The following is a 1,005-nucleotide window of genomic DNA, read 5'->3' as shown; positions in this document are numbered from 1 at the left end:
TTACCCACCTAAAAAGCAATTACTAGTAAATAAACAACTATGAAAATCTAAGAAAAACGAAGAAATCGTGACATTTCGCTTTCTTTATTGAGGGAGGTTAGTTTAACAACAATCAGAATAAAGGAGAAAGATAAAGTGGAAGAGTGTGAAAGAGATGGGGAAATTAAAGAATTATCATCGAGCTTTTGGTGTATATGGTATTTGTTTTAAAAATGGAAAGTTATAAATAATAATAAAGAATGCTGGTCCCTCTGGATAGATTAAAAACAAAAAATTTGGAATAAATGTCGAACTTTATGAGAAATTGGAAGTAAAAAATAAACTGTTTTCTTTAGTAAACGTATATGATGTAAAGGTATAAAAGGCGGCTCAAGCATATTTTTACTCTTCTATGGAAAACGTATCAATATAAAATGAATGGGGAGGTAATTAGGTGAATACCTATAATCCGAATGACAATTATCTATTTCCACTATCAGGAGGAAAGCTAGATTCACAGAACGGTGTGAAATTAAATGAGGATACATATGAAGTGTATGTAAATGATAACATTGTCGGACATAAAACATTAAAGAACGCTGGTGAGAAACTTTCAGATGTTGACGACTTTTTACGAATTCAAGGAATTCATAATTTTTCCTCTTCATTAGATGGTGACCACTATGTAATAAAAACAAATGAAGACACCGAAAATTTGAGAGATGCATTATCCGTTTATTTTAATAATCGATAATTAACAAAATGGATTGTCAGATATCCCAGTAATACTAAGGGGAATTTGATAATCCATTTTTATATTGGGTTGATGGCGATAATAGAAAATCAGCATTTGAAGGTAAAAGAGGTTTAGATGATTGGATGGTTGATGAAATAACTTCTTATAATACTGAATACCTTCGTCACGAGCTAATACTTGCTTCAGATAAATTATTAATGATACGTTCCAAAAATAAAGAAATGAAAAAGTTATAAATACAGGAACTTCTTATTCAGCTAACGAAGCAG

1 protein-coding gene is annotated in these 1,005 nt (G+C 30.4%); it reads left to right on the top strand.

What is annotated here, in order from left to right; all coding sequences use genetic code 11:
• The first annotated feature begins 433 nt into the window (after window positions 1-433).
• On the top strand, window positions 434-733 hold the full coding sequence (locus ABES02_RS29530; protein WP_430141563.1) for a hypothetical protein: 300 nt from the start codon (window positions 434-436) through the stop codon (window positions 731-733).
• Window positions 734-1,005: the final 272 nt, after the last annotated feature.

The organism is Neobacillus pocheonensis, from assembly GCF_050477905.1.
Taxonomy (GTDB): domain Bacteria; phylum Bacillota; class Bacilli; order Bacillales; family Cytobacillaceae; genus Neobacillus; species Neobacillus pocheonensis_A.
The sequence above is the reverse complement of the archived record's forward strand: the minus strand, read 5'-3'. Positions and strand labels throughout refer to the sequence as shown.